The following is a 23,363-nucleotide window of genomic DNA, read 5'->3' as shown; positions in this document are numbered from 1 at the left end:
TTTAGTAGAGGTCAAAAAAACCTATACAATTATAGATTAACAATAAAGTATAAACAGTAGCAAAAAGGAGGAATAGGCAATTCATAAAATAGCTACCTATTTTAAATATCTTTTTCTTCGGAATTTCATACATAGGATAATATGCTATTTGTGTTGCAACTTTACCAACCCAGTATGCTGCAATTAATCCAGTTAATGCTATTGCTAATTCAGATTGCTCCTTAAGGTGGGAGGTAAGTAGGATTGCTATTAATCCGAAAGAAAAATTAAGACCTTGGATATATCGTCCATACGTTTTTGCGATTTCTTGATTAAGAGGTTTTAGTTGCTTTACATCGGTATACCAATCAAATACTTTATGTCTTATATATGGATATATTAAGGCAGTAAATATTTGACCAATACCTCCTGCTATGATTAACCAGTTTGGAATATCGAATTTCATGTTTTTATAGTTTTAAAGTTTCAGAAAAAATTGAAACTAATATTGAAAATAAAAAGGAGAATTTCTCCTTTCTTTTGTTTGCAGCTTTTTTATTTAATTAGCTTTACCAATGCCTTTGTGATCCAGTTATGATCCTGACCAATAACTCTATTCATCAAAATGTCTAATGTATCAGCCATTTCATGTAAAGCTTTGGTTTGTTTTATTAATTCTTTGGTTTTTGCTGTTCCATCTTCATCGATGTTCGAAACATCTTTTAAAATTTTGATAGTTGGTTGTAACTCTCGTCGACTTCTCTCTTTGGCAATTTGTCTTGCCAGCTCCTGTACGTCTTTTTCTGAGGTAAAATATTCTTTTCGTTCTCCCATTTTGTTTTCTTTAAAAACAATACCCCAATCCATCAATTGGCGTAAATTCATACTGGTATTACCTCTTGAAATTTGTAATTGCTCCATGATATCTTCCATAGAAAGAGGTTCTGGAGATATTAATAATAGAGCATGGATCTGTGCCATAGCTTTATTAATGCCCCATAAGGTTCCTAAAGATCCCCATGTAGAAATAAACTTATTTTTTGCTTCATCATAATTCATATTGCAAATATATAAAAAATTTCAAACTTTCAAAAAATACTGAAAGTTTGTTGGTCCAATTTTGAAAAAACGCATAATTTGGAGGTAACTATTATATTGATATGACGTATTGGCTATAGTATACCCAAAGAGGTGTACTAAATTGTGTTTTAGGACATCTTTTCATTGATTTAGGACATGCATGTATTGGCTTGATAAGAGTTTTTTTGATATTTTAGTTTACTGAAAAATACACAAACACATCAAAAAATCAACTTATGAAACTTAATAACCTACTTAAAGACATTTGCGATACGACTCGGGGTTTTTCTCGATTTTTGCAATTGATCTATAACATTACTTCACAAATAGGACTTGGTTACTATAAAAGATAGAGGAAAACTTTAATTTCTGGTAAAGTACGTATTTAGATAGTTTGGTAAAAAAACTTTTTACTTCACTATAATCTATGTTATAAAGGGGTTAGAGATTTAACATTTCCGGGGTAACGATTAACAAAACGTATTTACTTTTATCTTCCTAGTAATTGATAGATTATTACGGATTTACCTTGATTATTCTATGATAAAACGTCTTTTTATCAACCATGATATTATGTATTTTAGATAAATAAACACAAATTATAAACACAAGTACAAACTCAACAAACTAAACTAACGATGAGAAAACTAAATTTATTTTTTTTAGCGATATCGCTAAGCGTATTAACATCATGCATTTATGCGCAGGAACGGTCAAAAATGTTTCATGCCACGATGGATACCCAGGATGCATTGAAACTAAAAAAGAATCATCCAAATGATGTAAAAATCATTAAGTCGATTAATGGGTATAGTGCCGTAATGCTTAATGAGCATTCTGCAGAAGAATTGCATCACACAGGATTAAGGCATGGGCCAGGATATTTTTATGAAACTTCTGAAAAAGCTGCTATAGAAGCAATAGCAAAAGTTAATTCAATTCAAAAATCAAAAAATAGTTCTTCGGCAAAAGCAGCGGTTGCTTTTGAAATCACCCAGGATCAATTGGTAAATCAAAGTTTGGGGTTGGTCAATAATTCTAATATCGATAAGCATATTAAAGAATTAGAAAATTATGGAACCAGATACCATACAAGAAGTAGTGCAAAAAGAGCTTCTACAGATTTAAAAACAAAATGGGAAGGTCTTGCTGGTAACCGTAGTGATGTATCTGTTAGACTTGTGAATCATTCAGGTACTTCTATGCCGTCTGTTATCATGACCATAAAAGGAACAGAAAAACCAGATGAGTATGTAATACTAGGAGGGCATTTAGATTCAACATCACCACGTAACCAGGATAATGCTCCGGGAGCAGATGATAATGCTTCTGGTATTGCAACAATTACAGAAGTTGCAAGAGTGTTATTTAATATGAATTACAAGCCAAAAAGAACGGTTGAATTCATGGCATTTGCTGCAGAAGAAGTAGGATTGGTAGGATCTAAAGAAATTGCGAGAGATTATAAAAATCGTAATGTGAATATAGTGAGTTATATGCAATTAGATATGACAAATTATAAAGGTTCTACACAGGATGTTTTTATTACAACAGATTCATACAATAGTACTTCTTTAAATAATTTCTTAAGGAAATTAATGGATCATTACAATGCGTCTGGAACACATAAAATTACATATAATAACTCTGCATGTAATTATGGGTGTTCTGATCACCATAGTTTTGCACAACAGGGATACGAAACAGCATTTCCTATTGAAGCAAGATTTAATGAGAGTAACCCTAAGATTCATACTTCTGGAGATACATCATCAAACTTTCCTACAGCAAATGCAACTCATGCTGCCAAATTTGCAAAATTAGCTTTAGAATATCTTATCGAAATTTCTAATGCAGGTTCTGGTGGTAATCCTCCAACTGGATATTGCGCTTCTAATGGGCAAAAAACATCAGATGAGTATATTGGTAAAGTTGCTTTAGGAACAATAAGCAAAACCTCTACAGCAGGAAGTGGTGGATATAGTGATTTTACAGTAGAAACTACAAATCTTTCTAAAGGAGCATCTCATACTATTACCGTTACACCAAAATGGCCAGGAACTACTTATAGCGAAGGATACGCTGTATGGATTGATTTTAATCAGGATAAAGATTTTGCTGATTCTGGAGAATTAGTTTGGAGCAAAACAGCTTCAAAAACAACACCAGTGAGTGGTAGTTTTACAGTGCCATCAGAAGCAAAAAATGGAAGCACAAGAATGCGAGTTTCTATGAAATATAATGCAGTTCCTACAGCTTGTGAGTCTTTTGAATATGGAGAAGTAGAGGATTATACTGTTGTTATAGGAGGCTCCGGTGGGGGAGATACCCAAGTGCCTTCTGCTCCAACAGGATTAGCTGCATCAAATATTGCGCAGACCACTTTAACGCTATCATGGACATCTTCTACAGATAATACAGGAGTAACTGGATATGATGTGTATAAAGGAAATGCTGTCGAAACTTCTGTTTCAGGAACCACAGCTAATATCACGGGGTTAACAGCTAGTACTGCATATACATTTAGTGTAAAAGCAAAAGATGCTGCTGGTAATGTATCCGCTGCAAGTAATGTAATCAATGTAACTACCAAAGGAGGAAGCACTGATCCTTGTGCTGGTGTTGCACCGTATAGTTCTTCTGAAACCTATCAAGTTGGTGATCGAGTAACCTATAGTGGTTATCTTTATGAAAAAACTACTAGTAGTTGGAATCGTATTGGACCTTGTGGAGGACTTTTTGCAAGAAGTTCAACTGCTGATTTATTAACAGATGATAGCATGTCTTTTGACTTTTATCCGAACCCTGTAACAGAAGGTCATATAGAGATTACTGTTAATAATGGATTATGGAAATCAGGTAGTATGTTGGTTGTAGATGTAAAAGGAAATATCGTACAAGAGGTTAGACTTAAAAGTAAAGCTACTCAAATCAATACTTCAAAGTTTTCTACTGGAGTATACTTTTTGACACTTTTTAATGGATCAAAAAATGCTACAAAGCAAATGATTATAAAGTAATAATGAAGATATCTTAAATCTATCATATCGAGCCTGTTGAAGTTTTTAGCTTCAACAGACTTGATATGGTATTTTTATTTGATTAACCCTGCTCGCTTTAATAAAGCTTCAGGTTTTGGTTCCTGACCTCTAAAACGCTTGTAAAGAACCATAGGATTTTCGGTACCTCCTTTTGATAAGACATGATCTTTAAATTTGGTAGCAATCTCACGGTTAAAAATTCCATTTTCTTTGAAATACTCAAAAGCATCAGCATCTAGTACCTCTGCCCATTTATAAGAGTAATACCCTGCAGAATATCCTCCTTGAAAAATATGCGAAAAAGCCGTACTCATACAGTTTTCTTCTACATTGGGATATAAAGAAGTTGCTGAAAAAGTAGTTTTTTCATGTTCCTTTACGTTTTTAATAGCGCTAGGATCTTTTGCATGCCATGACATGTCGAGTAATCCAAAACTCAATTGACGTAGTGTAGCCATACCTTCCATAAAGGTTGCGGATTCTTTAATCTTTTCAACCAGTTCCATAGGAATTATTTCACCTGTTTCATAATGTTTGGCAAAAAGCTCCAGAGCTTCTTTTTCATAACACCAATTCTCCAAGACCTGGCTTGGTAATTCTACAAAATCCCAATATACGCTAGTTCCTGACAGACCAGGGTACGTAGTGTCAGCTAACATGCCATGTAATGCATGGCCAAATTCATGAAATAGAGTAGTTACTTCATTAAAGGTCAATAAAGAGGGTTTACTGGGGGTAGGTTTGGTAAAATTACAGACGATAGAAACATGGGGTCTTATATTTTCCTCATTTTTTCTCATTTGCGATTTATAAGAGGTCATCCATGCACCATTACGTTTACCTGGTCGGGGATGAAAATCTGCATAAAATAATGAAATGAAATTACCTTCAGTATCGGTAACTTCATATGTTTTTACTTCTTCATGGTAGGTGTCTACATTACTAACTTCTTTAAACTGAAGACCAAATAATTTATAAGCTACAGTGAAAACACCTTCAATTACATTTTCTAACTTGAAATAAGGTTTCAATTTTTCATCATCAAGATCAAAGAGTTTTTGTTTTAGCTTTTCCGAATAGTAGGCTCCGTCCCATTTTTGTAATTGATCAATCCCATCTAATTCCTTAGCATAGGATTCTAATTGTTTAAATTCTCTTTCTGATGCAGGTTTGGCTTTCTCTAAAATCTCATTTAGAAATGAAAACACAGTGTCGGGGGTTTCTGCCATTCTTTCTTCCAGAATATAATCTGCATGAGAGGAGTACCCTAAAAGAAGAGCGCGTTGATGTCTAAGATTTGCAATTTTTAAAACAATATCTTGGTTATCCAGATCATCGTTATGAAAACCTTTGGATCCAAAAGCAAGAGCCAGTTTTTTACGCAGTTCGCGATTATCAGCATAAGTAATAAAAGGAATATAACTAGGGTAATCCAGGGTTACTAACCATCCTTTTTTACCTTTTGCTTCTGCCATAGCTTTGGCTGCTTCTTTTGCTCCTTCTGGTAAGCCAGATACATCAGATTCATCGGTAAGCAACATCTCGAATTTATTAGTTTCGGCAAGCACGTTTTCACCAAACTTTAAGCTTAGCGTAGAAAGCTCTTTATCGATTTCTCTAAGTTTTTCTTTTTTTTCATCAGGAAGATTAGCTCCATTTCTCGAGAATGATTTATATCTTTTTTCAAGAAGTCTGGATTGCTCTGGATTAAGATCTAATGATTCTTTTTGTTTATATACTATTTCGATTCTCTTAAATAAGTCCAAATTAAGAGCTATATCATTACTGAATTCTGAAAGCAAGGGAGAGGCTTCTTGTGCTATTTTTTGAATTTCTTCATTAGTCTCGGCACTATTCAAATTAAAAAAGACGCTGGTGACTCTGTCTAATAGCTCTCCGTAATATTCTAAAGCTTCTATAGTATTAGAAAATGATGGCTGGTCTGAATTAGTGACTATGGCATCTACTTGTTTTTTAGCAATAGAAATACCGTTTTTTATAGCTGGTAAAAAATGATCTGACTTTATTTCTGAGAATGGCGCAGCATCAAATGGTTTTAATAGTGGATTGTTCATTGTCGTAATAATGATTTCTTCTTGTTTTTTTTATTATAAGTTTCTTATATCGGAAAAAAATAGCCTTTTATCGAAAAACACTTAGAGGTTCGGAGTGTTTTTAATTAAACTAAATTTTATACCAATAGATTTGATTAGGTTTATTAGTATGGTCTGGTATTTAGAATAGAAGATTATTTTTATTTGGGGTATGAATATAAATAATTGTTCTAATGCAAAGACCAAATATATCGAAAGAGCTGCATTTTTGCAGCTCTTTTGTCTTCTATTTTTCATCTAAAAACCTGTTTTTTGCCTAATATTTGATTTTTCTGTCTATTTTTCTGATCAAAAAAATCTTAAAAAATAGTTAAAAATTAAATTTCATCGATGAAATATGTATTTCATCGAAAATTATGAATATTTTAGCATTACTTCTATTGTGTAATTAAAGTAAGGTTTTACCTTTGTTGTAGGTTTTAAGAGTAATGGTCTTACGATGAATTTTTTGTGTAATATATTTAAGTTGGTTAATAAATATTGTTATATTCTTTTGTAAGGCCTGATATTCAAAAGAGTCACTGAGAAGTGGCTCTTTTTTTTTGCTATTTTTTTATCTGCTTAGCTCCTTCAATTACCTTTTGCTTTAATCCTTCTTTATAGATTAAGATTTTGTCTAAAACACATTTATCATTTGCACCTATAATTTGTGCTGCCAAAATACCAGCATTTAGAGCTCCGTCCAGGGCTACTGTAGCCACAGGAACTCCTCCAGGCATCTGTAAAATAGACAAAACAGAATCCCACCCATCAATTGAGTTACGCGACTTAACAGGAACACCAATCACTGGTAAAGGAGATAATGAAGCTACCATTCCAGGGAGATGTGCAGCACCACCAGCTCCCGCTATAATAACTTGTATACCTCTAGTATGTGCATTTTTGGCATAGTCAAATAATTTTTCTGGGGTACGATGTGCCGAAACAATATCTACTTCCACTTCGATATCAAAACCTTGTAACACTTCGATAGCTTTTTCCATTACTGGCATATCACTAGTGCTACCCATTATTATTCCCACCTTGCTCATTATATTATTATTTGTTATTGTTAGTATTTATTTGTTCAAAGTTATCAATCATAATAAGATATGAAGGTATATGAAATAAGTATTTAAGCCTTTGCTAGCTAATTACTTGTATTGTGTTTTTTACTTTTTCAGCTATTTTTCTAGCTTCATCTATGTTTTCATGAATTATGGTAACATGTCCCATTTTTCTATAAGGACGTGTTTGTTTTTTACCATAAATATGTGGTGTAACACCTTTCATTTTCATGATTTCTTCTATGTTTTCATAGATAACATCTCCTGTGTATCCTTCTTTGCCTACTAGGTTTACCATAATACCACCTACTTTACTTTCTGTTGCTCCCAGGGGTAAATCCAAAACAGCTCTTATGTGTTGCTCAAATTGATTAGTATAACTAGCTTCAATACTATAATGCCCACTATTATGTGGTCTTGGTGCGACTTCATTTACGAGAATTTTGTCATCTTGTGTTTGAAACATTTCTACAGCCAATACCCCCACATGCTCAAAAGCTTTAGATACATTCTCAGCAATTTGTATTGCTTTTTGAGCAATTTTAGAATCAATTCTTGCCGGGCAAATTACATATTCTACTTGATTGGCCTCTGGATGAAATTCCATTTCTACCACAGGATAAGTTTTGATTTCTCCACTAGGGTTGCGAACAACAATTACAGCTAATTCATTTTTAAAATCAACTAGATGTTCTGCAATGCATTCTGTATCAGGTATTTTTGCTAAGTCGGCTCCAGATCTAATAATTGAAACACCTTTGCCATCATATCCTCCTTGCGTACTTTTCCATACAAATGGAAGTTTGATTTTGTTATTGGTAATACCTTCGGTAAGATGCGCCTTGTTAGAAAAACGTGTGAACTCCGCAGTAGGAATCTTATTTTCTTTATAGAAAAGCTTTTGTCTTCCTTTATTTTGTATTTTTTCCAGAGTTTTTGAACTTGGATAAACTTTTTTACCTTCTTTCTCTAGTTGAGCTAAAGCTTTTAGATTTACCGCTTCAATTTCAAAAGTAAGTACATCTACCTTTTTTCCAAAATTATAAACAGTTTCATAATCCATCAAATTACCTTGTTGAAAATGATCACATGCTATTTTGCAAGGAGCATCCTGACTTGGGTCGAGGACATATGTTTGAATGTCATATTTTCGAGTGTCATAGAGCATCATCTTGCCTAATTGACCTCCTCCTAATATTCCTAACTTAAAGTTTGATGAGAAAAAATTTGTCATTTCCGGGGTTTCAAAATTTATCTTAAAAATGCAAAAATAATTTTTTCAGAAGGAATAACCACAATAATGTAAGGTAAATGCAATAAGTAAACTGTGAGAAAGCTCATTTGGGAGGAATCTTTTTTTATATACAGATGATTAAGCCTTATATTGATCCAGATCAATATAAGATTTATGCCTCATCATTTTAACCTGTCTGTAGTCATGATAAGGTTGATACCGTAATTCTTAGCTATGCTCATTTCTAATCACTATCTTTGCGGCTTTAAATTAAAAAATCAAACCAGAACAAGTATAAAATAGAATGGTAAAACTACACGATTTACAGTTTATTCCTTTTATTAACGAGGAAGAAATAGAAACTGCTATAGACAAAGTGTCTGCTGGATTAAATCAAGATCTGGCGGATAAAAACCCTTTGTTTTTAGGTGTGTTAAATGGTGCTTTTATGTTTGCGTCAGAAGTTTTGAAACGGTTTGATTATGATTGTGAAATTAGTTTTGTGAAATTAGCTTCGTATCAAGGAACAGAAACTACACACAAGGTTAAAGAATTAGTTGGGTTAGGTGAAGAAGTGCCAGGCAGAACAGTAGTGATTCTAGAAGATATTGTAGATACCGGTAATACAATAGAAGTATTGACAGAAATGTTAGTAGAAAAAGGGTGTTTAGGATACAAAATTGCTACTCTATTTTATAAACCTGAGGCATATACTAAAGAAATTAATATAAATTATATTGGGATGGAGATCCCAAACCGATTTATTGTAGGATACGGACTTGATTATAATGGATTAGGGCGTAATCTTACAGAAGTTTATCAATTAAAACCAAACAACATGACAAATTTGGTGTTATTCGGACCTCCAGGAGCGGGAAAAGGAACACAGGCAGAAGTTTTAAAACAAAAATATGATCTTGTACATATCTCCACAGGAGATGTATTTAGATACAACATAAAAAATGCAACAGAGTTAGGTACTTTGGCAAAATCATATATTGATAAAGGTCAATTGGTGCCTGATGAGGTTACAATTAATATGCTTAATGCCGAAGTTGATAAAAATTCAGAAGCTAAAGGCTTTATTTTTGATGGATTTCCCAGAACTGAAGCCCAGGCAGATTCACTAGCTAAATTACTAGAATCAAAAGGTGCAAAGGTTAGTGCAATGGTTGCTCTAGAGGTAGATGATGAGGTATTGGTACAACGATTACTCGAAAGAGGAAAAACATCAGGACGACCCGATGATGCAGATGAAAAAGTGATACGTAATCGTATTAAAGTATATTATGATGAAACAGCCATCTTAAAGAATTATTACCAAAAACAAGATAAGTATTTTGGGGTAGATGGAGTAGGTGGTATTGATGAGATTACTGAGAGATTGAGTAGCGTTATAGACAAACTTTAATTTGTGAAAGCTGAGTCTGATCCAGTATAATAAATGTAAAATAGAGGTATTCCTGATTTTTATTAGGTTGATATAGGAAACGAATTATGACAGAAGGGAATTTTGTAGATTATGTAAAATTACACATAACTTCCGGGAACGGGGGGAAAGGATCTGTACACTTACATCGTGAGAAATACATTACCAAAGGAGGCCCCGATGGTGGTGATGGAGGTCGTGGAGGCCATGTTATTATTCGTGCAAACCCTAATATGTGGACATTACATCACCTTAAATTTAAACGTCATTTAAGAGCTGATCACGGAGGACATGGTAGTAAAAGTAGAAGTACAGGAGCTGATGGAGAAGATGTTTATGTAGATGTACCCCTGGGAACAGTGATTCGAGATACCGAGACCCAAAATATCATTAAAGAAATTACCGAATTAGGGCAGGAGTATATTGCTGCCGAAGGCGGTATGGGAGGTAGAGGTAACTGGCATTTTAAAAGCCCAACAAACCAAACCCCTCGCTATGCTCAACCGGGTGTAGAAGGGCAAGAACATGATATTACTCTAGAACTCAAAGTGTTGGCAGATGTTGGTTTGGTAGGATTTCCTAATGCAGGGAAATCTACTTTACTATCTGTTATTACTGCGGCAAAACCGAAAATAGCCGATTATGAGTTTACTACACTTAAACCAAACCTTGGTATTGTAGAATATAGAGATTTTCAAACCTTTGTAATGGCTGATATTCCTGGTATTATAGAAGGGGCAGCAGAAGGTAAAGGCATAGGTCATCGCTTTTTACGCCATATCGAACGTAATTCTACCTTGTTGTTTTTGGTTCCGGCAGACGCTCCTGATATCAAAGAACAATATGAAATCCTTTTAGATGAACTAAGGCGTTACAATCCTGATTTATTAGATAAAGAACGACTTATAGCAATATCAAAATCTGATATGTTGGATAATGAGTTACAAGAAGAATTGAAGGTGGAGTTAGATCAGCAACTCAATGTTCCTTACTTGTTTATTTCTTCGGTAGCACAACAAGGATTGCAGGAACTAAAAGATAAACTTTGGCAAATGCTGAATGATTGAAACTTTGATTTCTTAATTTTAATTTAACTTCTGCACAGAAAATATTCTGATTCTTAAAAGGAAGTTTTCCTATTTGATTTATTACAATTAAGGAAAAGTCGAATCGTAGAATCAGAATACTTATCAGTTAGATAATTATGTTATTCTTATAAAATATTCACTGTGATCTAAATTAAGAAAGATTCCGTTACTTTTTATACTGAAATTTCTTAATAATTACCTCTTGATCTTCAGATGGGTTAACTGATTGTGGTTGCCTCCATAAGTTAAAATGTATTGTTTGGTGGCCTTCATTAGGAATATAAGTATTTTGTTTATTAGAAGTGGTCCAAGTAATATCTGGTGTGCTAGGCAAGGAATTTAAGTCATGAATGCCATAGTAAATAGAATATGTAACAGGAGTAGATTCATCTGGCCAATCCATAACTATGGTTATATCTCCTTTATCCTTTAGCGTGATACGGTGTACATTACCCTTAGGTTCCCAAGGCTGCAATGTAAATTGCGCATTGGTAGGATCAGGTAAATTACCCCATCGACTGCACTCTAACATATCCAGCTCTCTATGAGAATTGGTTTGCCCCGGATCACTTTCAAATTGGTAGGTAAAAACGCCAAAGCAACAATTATTTGCTATAGAATTAAAAGAACCGGAAGTGGTTGCAGCTACAAGATAAGTTCCATATCCAGGATATGATCGGTTAGGGATAGTGCCTGGAGCGTTTGGGTTGTTTGCAGTGTCTCCCCATAGTACTACTTCTATAGATGACCATTCGTTGGGTGCACCATTTGGAAGTGTGGTTTTTTGCATTTTAAGATGTAGACCATCACTATCTACAGTTGCCAGTCTGGGATCCCATTGTTGATTGTTAAACCAATAACCGGTTCCAGATATTCCAAATGGATAATTGGTCCACCACCAATACCCTTCGAATTCTAAAAGAGCATTAGTAGTTGGCGCAAGTGCTCCCGAAGGCACAGGAGGGCGTTGAATAGAATTAATTAGACTCATAATATATTGTTTTTTTGTGTTACTTAAAAATACATATTACGATAGTGATGTAAAAGAGGGTTTATACCTGATTTTACTTTCTAACCCCATTAATGTGTGAGTTCTACTTTTTGTTTAGTAAGATATCTATTTCTAGATATTTTTCTTTGATCAAACTAAGTCCAAAACATGCTGCTGCTGCAGAAAAGACAGAATAATCAAGAGGAGCTTTAATGCCAATAGTAAATGTCATTGCAAGCCCAAAAAGTAATAGTAATATCCCACTTAGTTTTGCGAAAAACGATGTTTTAAAACCAATAATCAAGAATAAAGCAAATACAACTTCTGCTATTGTGGCAGTTACACCAAGAATATTAGCCATACCATCAGATGCCCATGAGTTAATAACTTTGGTGTATTCAATAAAACTCTCCCAGTTACCCCAGGCAGAATTTTCTTTAGGCCACCACCCAAATCTGTCCGCTACTGCGGATAAAAACCCTAAAGCAATGCTCGCCCTTAGAAAAAGCTTGATATAGATAATCTTCATTGATATAAAAATTTAATTATTTTTGAGAAGGTTTGGGAGTCATTAAAGTGGCTCTTCCTATTCTATTCCATACATTAATACAACAAACAGCCATAATAATATCGGCCACTTTTTCTTCCCCAAATAGGTGAATGGCTTTTTGATACAATTCATCGCTTAGTCCATCTACAGAAATATGGGTAACCTCTTCTGTTACTTCGAGGATGATCTGCTCTTCTTCTGTAAAGAAAGGGGATTCTTTCCAATACGGTAAGGCATGTATACGATATTGTTTTTCTCCTTGGTTAATGGCTTCCTCAATATGCATTTGAACACAATAAGCACAGCCATTAATTTGTGACGCTCTAATTTCTATCAATAAAAATTCTAAATCGGTTAATGAACTTTTTTTAATGTCATTATAAAGTGCCAAAATAGGCTTGTAAGCGTTTGGATTGACCTCACTGATATTGATTCTGTCTGCTTTCATGTTTTTGATTTTAATTACTCATGACAAAATTCAATATATAAGATGACTAAAAAAATAATCTAGATTAAGAAATTCATTATGGTTATGGCTAAAAAACGAATACTAGAAGAAACTTTACGAATAATAAGTTAACGCTCATAATTTTGTTACCCCTATTACCTTTATAGAATAATTATATGGAGATGTTTTTTATTTTTTAAAATTGTTGAATAATGAATTTAGTATTTTTTTAAGATTTATTTAACCGAAGTTTATCAAAGGAAAACATCTTTATCCCGTTCCCTATACAAACAAAAAAACGAAAAATCTTTACAATGAAAATTAGAAATGTATTACCAGTTTTTGCCTTATTTAGTTTATTGTTAACTGTTGCATGTAATGACTCAAAAAATGGCAATACTATACAGGGGCAAAGCGATAAGTTGATAGCGCAAACTACTACACAGTCAAAAATAGTTGAAGAAAAATTACCAACTATACTTGAATTCGCTTCTATGGATAAAGGGTTTTCTACGCTCACATCGGCTATTAAAGCTACCGAATTAACAAAATCATTAGGTAACGAAGGCTCCTACACGATATTTGCTCCGGTAAACTTAGCTTTTGATAAATTACGACCAGGGACTGTAGAGAGATTATTAAAACCAGAAAATATGGAGCAGTTAAAAACTATTTTAAATTGCCATATTATTCCTAATGTCATAACAGAAGAAGATATTGCCATTGCAATTAAAGAAGGGAATGGTAGTGTTAAGTTAAAAACTATAGGAGGAGCATTGTTAACTGCAACAATGAAAGGAGATAGAGTGTTCCTTATAGATCAAATGGGTAATGGAGGTAACTTGGTTACTACTGATGTTAAAGCATCTAATGGATTGATTCATACTATAGATGCGGTAATGATGCCTAAGAAATAAATCATAGCTTTATCATATTATATTTCTAGACCTGTTGGTATTAACCAGGCAGGTCTTTTTTATTTATCTGGATTGATCTTTATGCATATCAAGTAACCCAAAATCAAAAGGTGTCCATAAACATGCTTTTATATCACTTTGTTTTAATCCTGTGTTTACCCAGCTATTACATGTATTAAAGCATGTGTAACTTCCTATTGCCTCGTAAAAATCATCATTTTTGTAATATCCTAAACCAGGTAATACAATCTTTTTATTTTCAGCATTTAGTCTAAAAGTAGTAGAGATATATTGATTTATCTTTTTGAGTTGTTCTTGATTAATATGTAAAGCTACCCAATCCTCCTGGACAGAAGAATGCCTGGTAACATGTAATAAGGTTGAAGTATTAAGAAATAAAGCTTGAAATCCATTAACAAAAGTAAGATCAGCCCATAACGGAGTCTCAATATAAAAGTTTTTATCGCCCCAACCAAATGAGAAATATTGTGCCTGAGGAGCATCCAATTGATCATTTAAAAGAATAATATTTAAGTCATTTTTGGCAATGATAATTTCCAAATGAACTCCATTAGAACTCAGGTAGATAGTGTGGTTTTTTTCTTTACTATCTTTTTTTTCATTTACCGGTATATAAGTTAGTATTAAGGATGCAATAAGATATGATATTGGAAATATTAAAATAACCCCAATATATTTTAATATCTTTTTGAGTAATCTCATACGGTAAAATCTGGATATTAGTTAGTCTTCTCCGAAAACACCTAACATGATCGGAGAAGACTAAAATAATTAAAAGAAATTTATTATGCTATTCGATAGTTACTCTAATTCCTTCAGAATGACTAGAAAACTCTGGAGCATACATACTCTGTATGGTAGTGATGCCATTAGAAAAATCTCCTTTATTATTTACACGAAGGTCATATTCAAAAACATATACTCCTTTAGGTAAATAATCAAAGAAAAAGTTAGTAGAAGCATCTTTTGTACTTTCATAGTATCCTAAACCATCTTGCCATTTATATTGTGAGATTACATTAATTGGTTCCAGGCCAGATGCTCGCATATCTTTCATATGAACAAACTCCATTGCACGATCAGATCTTAATTCGATACGTACCCTTATTAGGTCGCCTAATTCTAGTTTGGTTTTTGAAGTAATCTCTGTAATTTCTTCACCGGTATCTGTATTCTTTTTTAAGAATAATTTTTTCTTTAAAGATAGTGGTGTTTCTGCCGAAGTGATTTTGTCTAACTCTTCAAAATATTGCCAGTATAAAGCTCCCCAGGCAATACCTTTCCCTTTTTTAGAGATTTTGGCAGTTGCCATATTAGGTTTTATTTCATTACCATTCCAAGAGGTTTTAAAATATCCTGTTCCAGCTTCGACCTTAACATCTTCCATTTTACCTGGATCGATTTTTTGATCTCCTAATACGATGTCTACCATGTCTGTTACTGATAACCAATCACTCCCTTGCAGTAATAATGCATATACTGCATCAGAAGTAGCTTTAGTAGTTTTCCAGCGATTGGTCTGTTTGTTTTTAAGTAACCAGATTTTCAGATTATCAACAATTTCAGTTCGTTTAGGTTCTACTTCTATTTCAGAGAAGACTTCAATCATTAGCGATTGAGTTTCAATTGGAGCCTGATACCAGAACCAGCTTGCTGTATTTGATTTCCAATACATGCCTAATTCTTCACTAGATATACTTTTTTCATCTAGTGATCTTATGATTTTTTTAGCTGTTGTGCTATCATCATTTCTGTGTGTTATTAAGGCTAGCATACCTTGGGCATATAGACTTTGACTTAGCCAATATTTTTTAGATTGCCCCAGGTAGTAGTTCCAAGCCTCATTAGTACTTTTTGGCCTTTTGATATTTGTAAAGAAACTACGCATATACAAATAATGAATCTGAGTATAGCTTAAATGATTTTTATTGATATCAATCTTGTTTTTTTCACAATATCGTTTAAGTTCCTTATATTCTTTTACAAACTCTGCATCGAGAAAACGAACTGCATTTTGTAGCATATTTGAGGTATCTCCATCATACTTCGTAACCCCTAATTTTTTTAAATGTCCGAACCCTGTAGTAATATGTTGTGTGATGAACCTATTTTCTCGTCCTCCTTGAAACCAAGGGAACCCACCAGAACCATACTGCATTTGTTTTAATTTGTTTAATGCAGATTGTAGTTCATTATTCATTTTATTAAGATCAAACAATAAAGCGATTCGTTTCTTTTGTTCTGTTTCGCTTTGCGCATCACGCAACCAAGGTGTTTCCTGAATCATCAGAGATTTTAACTCTTGGTTTTTTTCAAGGTTGCTAAGTAGTGCATCGCTGGATTTCCATTGATTAAATACTTCCTGGATTCTAGGGTTAGAATTAGCAATATGGCTAGCTAAAGTGTTTGCATAATATCTAGAGAATGTTTGCTCTGCGCATTCATATGGATACTCCATAAGGTAGGGTAGGGCCTGTACAGCATACCAAGCTGGATTAGAAGTCATCTCTAGAGTAAGCTTATGATGTTTTAATGTGCTAGAGGTGTTATCCTTTAATTTATCTAACGTAAATGTTTTTGTTTGGTTAGAACGAATCCACATAGGTAATGTCTCGGTAACCAACATTCTATTACTTAATACCGGAAGTATATTTTGTTCTCCATCAGAAAAATCTCCTGCTTTGGCTATAATTTTGTATTGTACAGTCTGCACATCATCAGGGATTTGAAGCTCCCAGGATACATTAGTATTTCCTTTGGCTTTTACCATAAAATTTTGACGAGCATTATTGTTTTTAAGCTTTGCATCTATCACTTTATTGGTTAAAGCATCAAATAGCTGTAGCTCTACAATACCGTTAAGGTCTTTGGTAGCAAGGTTTGATATTTTAGAGCTTAGTACAATCCTGTCACCTTCTCGTAAGAACCTGGGCGGATTAGGAAGAATCATTAATTCTTTTTGAGTTACTGTTTCTAAAGTCGTTGTTGCAGCATTTAGACCTTTGGTATGTGATAGCAGCTGTAATTTCCATTTTGTTAATGCTTCGGGAGCAGTGAAATTAAAACTCACATTACCATCTGCATCGGTTGTTAACTGCGGAAAGAAAAAAGCAGTTTCCTGCAGGTTTTTCCGAATTTTGACACCTTCAAGAGATTGCTGTTCTTTTGGTTTTGTTGCCTTACTTTCTTCTTTATCTTTCTCGGCAATATCACCAGCAACTCCGGCAGCCTTATCATCATTAAATTCTGCTTCTTCCATTGCAACTTCATCGGTAACAGCCGACTTTTTCATCATTGGAGCAGGAACACCACTTTCCATAATGTCCTTATTTCTATATCCGTTTCCAAAATATTGTTGCCCAAAATATAAGCCATACCAATTTAATTGATCGTATGCTTGACTGCTATAATAATACGTTGGACCACTATGATTTTCTAATCTAAATGTAAGTACTCCAAAACTCTGCGCAGCATGCCTTTTACTCTGTGTGTAATATGTAGGTCGATTGATAGGGTTAAAATACCATTGATGAGGTCTGAACTGATCTAAAGAAGCATCATACATACTAGCTAGTAGTTCTGCACTAACCTTATCTCCTTTGGGACCTTTGATTGTAAAACTCCAGGTTTCTTGTTGACCAGGAAGTAATTTGTCTCTAAAGGTTTTGGTTTCTATACTAAGTTCGGTAGGTTCATAAGGTACTGGGATTATCATTGCTCCACTCTGATATCCGTTATAGTTTAGATAACTATATCCAATGGAGAATCCCCCTAGGTCTTCTTTTGTAACCGGAATTTTGATAGTCTTACTATTTTTGGAGAGTTTAATAAGTTTTGTCTCAATAATTTTATGATCCTTCTCAATATCAACGGTAATTGTTATGTCTTCTGAAGCAGAACTGAACTTTACAATCGCTTCATCACCAATCTTATATGTCGATTTATTTGTGGTAATTTCAAACAATTGCTGGTCACTAATATTTTTGTCTTCCTGATTGTATAGTGTGATGTGCTGTATGTCCTTTACATCCTGACCGAATCGATCCTTGGTATTTAATTCGATAATATATTTACCAGATTCCCATTTTTTGATAGTACCTAAAGAAAGTTGTTGCGTTCCTTTTTCATTCTCTTTTGTTGCAGAAGTGTTAAAAGGTTTGTCGAATACCAAATTCCCCTTATCCCATTTTCGATAATCATGTTCGTTTTTAAAAGCATCATGAGGAAATAATGTTACGAATTCTTCTTTTTTGAAACCTTCATAATCTGGTGCTTTCCATGGGCGAATTCGCATAGGTCTTTTAGGAGCATTCAGTTTATAAATTTTAATCGTTCCTGCTGCCTCGACAGACTCATTATTAAGGTTAATTGTTGTTATAGTGAGTGTGTTGTCCTTTTGTGTTTTATCAATCTTATCTTTGATTGTAATGCCTGCAGTCAATGCATGATACCCTACATTAACTAGTGTTGTAGTGCTTCGTGTTTCTCCATTAATATCAATTACACCTGCAGTAACTTCATAATTAAAGATCGGTAAATCCTCTTTGGATACTCCAAGATCAGGGAGTGCCTTAAAACTAATAGTGTATTCTCCTTTTTCATCGGTAACGGTCTCTCCGTGGGTAATTTCTTGAGGTTCTACTGTATATCGTGGATACCAATAGCACCAGCGAGGATATTGCACTTTACGGTGTACTCTATAGACTACTTTGGCATCAGTAATTGAACTACCGGCATAAGCTGTTGCAACTCCAGTAAGTTTTATTTCATCGTTAACTTTATACGTCTCTGTAACTGGATTAAATTTAGTTTCAAATTTGGGTCGTTTATATTCTTCAACAGAAAATGAAGTACTATTGAAGTTATTAGTTTGTATAGTATATACCCCAGTAAGTCCAGAAGCAGGAACGATAAATTCACCGCTAAAAGATCCATAATCATTAGTTCTGAAATTTAAGGTTTTTATATCCTGTCCGTTTACATCTTTTAGTGTTGCAAAAGTAGATTGATTAGGTAATACTTTAAATTCTTCTTTGCCATCAGAAGACATCATGATCCCTTTAAAATATACAGTTTGTCCTGGCCTGTAAATACTTCGATCTGTGAATAGAAAAGTAGTAGTATTGGTTTCTGTACTATGATCGGGTTTGTAAGATTGGTTTAGATAGTATCCCTCAAACCTGGCTACATCTTTCTCATGCGAAACAGTAATACTAACATCATAGTGGTATGTATTCACTGTTAAATAAGCCTGACCTTTTGCATCGGTAATTAAGGTTTTGTCTAATTTATTACCATACCCTCTTTGATTATCAGTTTTCAGATGTATTTTGGCATTGGAGATGGGAGTACCATTATTACGGTTTAAAACCTGAAAGATTGATTTTTGCGGAGTTCTGTTTTCTGTTAATGCCAGATTACTAACTTGGGTATTTCCGTAAGAAAACATATTTTTTTGAGAAAGATCTTTGGAAATAGTTGCTAAAATAAGATATGAGTCTTGTTCTAGTTCTGGCAACAATACTTCGGTAGTATGAGTTTGATAGTCATGTTCATCGCGAATTTCTGATTCCCAAGTTTTTACTGACTTTAAAGAGCTCAAGAATTTGATCTGATCCTCAGTTTTATATAATTTATTTAAGTTTTTTAATTGCTTAGAGGTGATTTTAAAAGCATTAAAATGTAGCTTATTCAGATTTTTATATGTGATTAGTAATCTGCCCGGTTTTTGTATAGGAACATATTTCTCGGTTTTGATGTTTAATTCGGTTTGAAGTATTTCACTTTTTAGTGCTTTACATTGATTGGCTCCTCTAGAATCGGGGAACTTTTTAATTGTAGCATCACATATTTCTAAGGCTTCCTTTAATTTCCAGCGATGTGTTTCGTTTTCTTCTGGAATATAAGTAGTAGCATATTCTTTATATAAATTTGCAATTTCATAATCATATAAAGCCGAAGCGCTATGGGTAGCAAATTTCTTTTTTTCTGATCGTAAACAGTCGAGTAAAATGGTCTTTTTATCTCCAAAAACAGCATTTTCTGATACAAATTTTATGCGTTCTATATTTACTTCAATTAAAGCATCTGGTGTTTTGTCTCTTGCATGAAATTTTATTAAATTCTGAAATAATTTTAAAGCATTAAATTGTAATGATAATGAATCTTTGGTTTCTATTTTTAAAGATGAAAAGACAGTGTGTTCCTGTAAGTGTTTTTTGTCATCTATTGTAAAAGCATACGAAGGTTTGGTGATATTGGTTTCAGAGGTTTTATAGAAATCCAAAGCATTGTGAACTAAAAAATCATACAGTGTAGGGCGATATTTTTTAGAATCAGAATAGGTATGTAAGATTTGATCAAACTTGTTAAGATTTGTTTGCTGTGCTAATACCCCGTTTTTAATTGATTTTTGATAATGTGAGTGGACTTCTTTAAATAATGTTTCCAGATCCCAGGTTCTAAAATCTTCGGTATCAACTTTTTCTGAAGTCTGAGTCCTGTTATAAAATTTCCATCGATTTTGTTGAAAATACTGCCAGTATAAATTAGCAAGAATGCTTTCCAGAATATTCTTTTTTGGAAATTTGCTATCATTAATCTCGCTTTTTAAGTCTTTGATGATGGTAAGCTGTGCATTTTCTTCTAGGGTAAACATGTATTTTGCTTTGTGAAGTAATGCTTTGATTACCTGATTGTCATTGTTTTCTTTTTTAGCATTGTTATATATAGCTTCAACTACTTCTAAAGCAGATTTTGGCAATCCTTTCTGGTTAAAAGTTTCAACTTTTTTCCAATCATCTTGGTAGTTATTTTGGCCTTTCATGACATATAAATTTGATATGCAGATTATAATAAGGATGATGTGCTTTTTCATCGTATATATTTTAGATTGTGAAATAAACATAAACACAAGTGTTATACCATTTTATATAGTAACGCTCATATTTTGTAAATAGCGTTATAAAACTACGTATTTGAAATGAGTCATAACAATTTTGTTGTTTATAAATCAAAATTTGTTAGAATTTAATTGACAGCTAAGAAAAGGCTAAAAGAAATCTGATAAAATGATAAATGAGGGAAATCACTGTTTTGTTTAGGAAACCCTATAATCTAATGAGGAAAATAATAAGAGTTGAAATTATTTTTCACCACCTCATTATTTTATTAGCTAATTGTTAATTGTATCTTTACTCTCTTATTTAAGAGTTTACTATGCGTGTACATTTTATAGCTATTGGAGGTAGTGCGATGCATAACCTGGCCATAGCATTACATCAAAAAGGATATCAAATCACAGGAAGCGATGATACTATTTTTGAGCCTTCAAAATCAAGATTAGAACGGTATGAATTATTACCTGCTGAATTTGGTTGGTTTCCAGAGAAAATAACTACTGATCTTGACGCAATTATCTTAGGGATGCATGCCAAAAAAGATAATAAAGAACTTGTTAAGGCTCAGGAATTAGGGTTGAAAATATATTCGTATCCAGAATTTTTGTACGAACAATCTAAAAATAAAACCCGGGTAGTAATAGGGGGATCACATGGTAAAACAACGATTACTTCTATGATTTTGCATGTGTTGCATTATCATGATAAAAAGGTGGATTATATGGTAGGGGCGCAATTAGAAGGCTTTGATACTATGGTACATCTCACAGAAGAGAATGATTTTATTGTTTTAGAAGGAGATGAATATTTGTCTTCACCGATTGATCGCAGACCAAAATTTCATTTATACCACCCTAATATTGCCTTGGTAAGTGGAATTGCCTGGGATCATATCAATGTGTTTCCAACTTTTGAGACTTATATTGATCAGTTTAGAATTTTTATGAATTCTATTGTCAATGGAGGTGCATTGGTGTATAATGAAGAAGATCCTGAGGTGAAAAAACTAGCAGAATTAACAGAAAACCCTATTCGAAAATTCGAATATGTCACTCCAGAATATAGCGTAGAAGATGGGAAAACGTTATTACATACTCCCGAAGGAGAAATGCCTATTGAAATATTTGGCGCCCATAATTTAAATAATCTTGCTGGAGCTAAATGGATTTGTCAACATATGGGGATAGATGAGGATGATTTTTATGAAGCTATTGCTTCTTTTAAAGGAGCATCAAAACGATTAGAAAAGATTGCAGAAAGTGATAATGCCGTGGCATATAAAGATTTTGCTCATAGTCCATCTAAAGTAAGCGCAACCACAAAAGCGGTAAAAGAGCAGTATCAAAATAGAAATGTGGTGGCTTGCCTCGAGTTACACACCTATAGTAGTCTGGATGCTTCATTTTTGAAAGAGTATGAAGGAGCTTTAGATGCTGCAGATGAAGCCGTAGTGTTTTACTCTCCTCACGCAGTAAAGATAAAGCAGTTAGAAGAAGTTACTGCTTCTCAAATAGCAAAAGCTTTTAATCGCAATGATCTCATTATTTATACAGAACCAGAGAGTTTTCAGCAATACTTAAAGCAGAAAGACCTGGCTAATTCGGCACTATTACTTATGAGTAGTGGTAATTATGGAGGATTAGATTTTGACGAGGTGAAACATTGGATTGAAAACTGAATGTGTTGGTAGATTTTTTCTCCATTGTTTATCATTATACATAGATTTTTTGAAGAATAATTTCACCAACATATTGGGTTTAAGCTCAGGGAGGTCTTTTTTTAAAGTAATTTTTTATGGAAATTGGCAGTGATAAATCATTTGTGAAACATTCATTTTCCCCAGACAGCATTACTGGTAATAGATAGTTTGTTTGTGCGATTTTCTATTTCACTACATACAGTTGGATCGAAGAGAGGTTTCATATCAAGTTTTTTAAATGATGTGTACTCTAAATATCATTTTTGCACCAAAAAATAAAGGCTAATCATCTGATTAGCCTTTATGTATATATGTATATGTTTTATTTTAACTTACCTCATCAAAGAATAGACTTAAAAACCCATCTAGATCATCATTATTTGCAATATCTTTTGGGGTTCCCAAATTAATCATTAATGGTTGATCTTTGATTGTTCCTTTCAAGAAATACTGGAAAGTAGTACCCATTTTGAATTTGTATCCTTTCAATTGAGCACCAAAAGAAGTAAAAGTTACTTCTGATTTTGAATTATTACTTTCTGCAAAAGCACTTATTGTGGCATCAAAAACTGCAGATAACATGTCGTCATTATAATAATCCCATTTTATGGATGTTCCGTCACAAGCTTGTAGCTCATATTCTGATTGCGCTTGGCATCCTTCTGGAACTTGTATGTTATTTCCTACTAAGTTAAGAAACGAAATCTTCTTATCCTGCCCATAGAAACTTAAAGTTGCAAGAAGTAAAACGAAAGTAAAAATATTCTTCATAAATAGGTTAATTTGAAGGTGTTAAAATATTCATTTTTGGATTAAGGGTGACCAAA

General features: G+C 33.5%; 16 protein-coding genes. 5 read left to right on the top strand and 11 right to left on the bottom strand.

The window, feature by feature from the left end:
• Position 1: 1 nt before the first annotated feature.
• Positions 2-445 (bottom strand): hypothetical protein, encoded by a 444-nt coding sequence (locus ATE84_RS23345; RefSeq protein ID WP_101450212.1) that lies wholly within the window; start codon positions 443-445, stop codon positions 2-4.
• Between the two features lie 89 nt (positions 446-534).
• The gene (locus ATE84_RS23340) at positions 535-1,038 is read right to left on the bottom strand and encodes a GbsR/MarR family transcriptional regulator (RefSeq protein ID WP_025666415.1); all 504 of its coding nucleotides are present in this window, start codon (positions 1,036-1,038) and stop codon (positions 535-537) included.
• 659 nt (positions 1,039-1,697) lie between these two features.
• Between ATE84_RS23340 and ATE84_RS23335 the strand changes: the two genes are divergently transcribed.
• A complete protein-coding gene (locus ATE84_RS23335) occupies positions 1,698-4,079 on the top strand; it encodes a M20/M25/M40 family metallo-hydrolase (protein ID WP_101450211.1) in 2,382 nt (793 codons plus the stop codon).
• A 74-nt stretch (positions 4,080-4,153) separates the two neighbouring features.
• Here the strand turns inward: ATE84_RS23335 and ATE84_RS23330 are convergent, their stop codons facing one another.
• The 3 genes from ATE84_RS23330 to ATE84_RS23320 all read right to left on the bottom strand — a co-directional run bounded on the left by ATE84_RS23330 (position 4,154) and on the right by ATE84_RS23320 (position 8,494).
• Complete coding sequence (locus ATE84_RS23330; RefSeq protein WP_101450210.1) at positions 4,154-6,175, bottom strand: M3 family metallopeptidase; 2,022 nt, start codon at positions 6,173-6,175, stop codon at positions 4,154-4,156.
• Positions 6,176-6,759: 584 nt separating this feature from the next.
• Complete coding sequence (gene purE, locus ATE84_RS23325; RefSeq protein WP_101450209.1) at positions 6,760-7,245, bottom strand: 5-(carboxyamino)imidazole ribonucleotide mutase; 486 nt, start codon at positions 7,243-7,245, stop codon at positions 6,760-6,762.
• 94 nt (positions 7,246-7,339) lie between these two features.
• Positions 7,340-8,494, bottom strand: a complete 1,155-nt coding sequence (locus ATE84_RS23320) for a 5-(carboxyamino)imidazole ribonucleotide synthase (protein WP_101450208.1) — start codon at positions 8,492-8,494, stop codon at positions 7,340-7,342.
• 304 nt (positions 8,495-8,798) lie between these two features.
• Here ATE84_RS23320 and ATE84_RS23315 point away from each other — a divergent pair, with 304 nt between their 5' ends.
• Both ATE84_RS23315 and obgE read left to right on the top strand, forming a co-directional pair.
• Positions 8,799-9,905, top strand: a complete 1,107-nt coding sequence (locus ATE84_RS23315) for an adenylate kinase (RefSeq protein ID WP_101450207.1) — start codon at positions 8,799-8,801, stop codon at positions 9,903-9,905.
• A gap of 86 nt (positions 9,906-9,991) precedes the next feature.
• The gene (obgE, locus tag ATE84_RS23310; protein ID WP_101450206.1) at positions 9,992-10,990 is read left to right on the top strand and encodes a GTPase ObgE; all 999 of its coding nucleotides are present in this window, start codon (positions 9,992-9,994) and stop codon (positions 10,988-10,990) included.
• Positions 10,991-11,177: 187 nt separating this feature from the next.
• Here the strand turns inward: obgE and ATE84_RS23305 are convergent, their stop codons facing one another.
• From ATE84_RS23305 to ATE84_RS23295, 3 genes are all read right to left on the bottom strand, one after another.
• Positions 11,178-12,002, bottom strand: coding sequence for a hypothetical protein (locus tag ATE84_RS23305; protein ID WP_101450205.1), 825 nt, complete (start codon positions 12,000-12,002; stop codon positions 11,178-11,180).
• A gap of 103 nt (positions 12,003-12,105) precedes the next feature.
• Complete coding sequence (locus ATE84_RS23300) at positions 12,106-12,531, bottom strand: DoxX family protein (protein WP_101450204.1); 426 nt, start codon at positions 12,529-12,531, stop codon at positions 12,106-12,108.
• 16 nt (positions 12,532-12,547) lie between these two features.
• Positions 12,548-13,000 (bottom strand): carboxymuconolactone decarboxylase family protein, encoded by a 453-nt coding sequence (locus ATE84_RS23295; RefSeq protein ID WP_101450203.1) that lies wholly within the window; start codon positions 12,998-13,000, stop codon positions 12,548-12,550.
• 314 nt (positions 13,001-13,314) lie between these two features.
• On the opposite strand from ATE84_RS23295, the gene ATE84_RS23290 reads away from it, so the two are divergent.
• A complete protein-coding gene (locus tag ATE84_RS23290; RefSeq protein ID WP_101450202.1) occupies positions 13,315-13,917 on the top strand; it encodes a fasciclin domain-containing protein in 603 nt (200 codons plus the stop codon).
• Between the two features lie 63 nt (positions 13,918-13,980).
• On the opposite strand, the gene ATE84_RS23285 is transcribed toward ATE84_RS23290, so the two are convergent.
• Together ATE84_RS23285 and ATE84_RS23280 are read right to left on the bottom strand one after the other, a co-directional pair.
• A complete protein-coding gene (locus ATE84_RS23285; protein WP_101450201.1) occupies positions 13,981-14,640 on the bottom strand; it encodes a TIGR02117 family protein in 660 nt (219 codons plus the stop codon).
• 88 nt (positions 14,641-14,728) lie between these two features.
• Positions 14,729-20,764, bottom strand: coding sequence for an alpha-2-macroglobulin (locus ATE84_RS23280; RefSeq protein WP_233195882.1), 6,036 nt, complete (start codon positions 20,762-20,764; stop codon positions 14,729-14,731).
• A 392-nt stretch (positions 20,765-21,156) separates the two neighbouring features.
• Here ATE84_RS23280 and murC point away from each other — a divergent pair, with 392 nt between their 5' ends.
• Entirely contained in the window at positions 21,157-22,515 is a 1,359-nt protein-coding gene (gene murC / locus ATE84_RS23275; RefSeq protein WP_101450199.1) for a UDP-N-acetylmuramate--L-alanine ligase, read from the top strand.
• Between the two features lie 348 nt (positions 22,516-22,863).
• Here murC and ATE84_RS23270 read toward each other — a convergent pair whose 3' ends face one another.
• A complete protein-coding gene (locus ATE84_RS23270) occupies positions 22,864-23,307 on the bottom strand; it encodes a hypothetical protein (RefSeq protein ID WP_101450198.1) in 444 nt (147 codons plus the stop codon).
• Between the last annotated feature and the right edge of the window lie 56 nt (positions 23,308-23,363).

The organism is Aquimarina sp. MAR_2010_214 (genome assembly GCF_002846555.1).
In the GTDB taxonomy this organism is placed as follows: Bacteria; Bacteroidota; Bacteroidia; order Flavobacteriales; family Flavobacteriaceae; genus Aquimarina.
Note: the sequence above shows the minus strand (reverse complement) of the source record. Positions and strands in the feature narration are given on the sequence as shown.